At 65.3% G+C, this 551-nt stretch carries 1 pseudogene; it reads left to right on the top strand.

The annotated features are described in order from the left end of the window. Positions 1-551, top strand: a pseudogene (locus IEX27_RS21150) (IS3-like element IS6110/IS987 family transposase); the annotation flags it as partial.

The following is a 551-nucleotide window of genomic DNA, read 5'->3' as shown; positions in this document are numbered from 1 at the left end:
GTCGGCTTTCTTCGCGGCCGAGCTCGACCGGCCAGCACGCTAATTACCCGGTTCATCGCCGATCATCAGGGCCACCGCGAGGGCCCCGATGGTTTGCGGTGGGGTGTCGAGTCGATCTGCACACAGCTGACCGAGCTGGGTGTGCCGATCGCCCCATCGACCTACTACGACCACATCAACCGGGAGCCCAGCCGCCGCGAGCTGCGCGATGGCGAACTCAAGGAGCACATCAGCCGCGTCCACGCCGCCAACTACGGTGTTTACGGTGCCCGCAAAGTGTGGCTAACCCTGAACCGTGAGGGCATCGAGGTGGCCAGATGCACCGTCGAACGGCTGATGACCAAACTCGGCCTGTCCGGGACCACCCGCGGCAAAGCCCGCAGGACCACGATCGCTGATCCGGCCACAGCCCGTCCCGCCGATCTCGTCCAGCGCCGCTTCGGACCACCAGCACCTAACCGGCTGTGGGTAGCAGACCTCACCTATGTGTCGACCTGGGCAGGGTTCGCCTACGTGGCCTTTGTCACCGACGCCTACGCTCGCAGGATCCT

It is taken from the genome of Nitratireductor aestuarii, from assembly GCF_014641695.1.
GTDB classification, from domain to species: Bacteria; Pseudomonadota; Alphaproteobacteria; order Rhizobiales; family Rhizobiaceae; genus Chelativorans; species Chelativorans aestuarii.
Note: the sequence above shows the minus strand (reverse complement) of the source record. Positions and strands in the feature narration are given on the sequence as shown.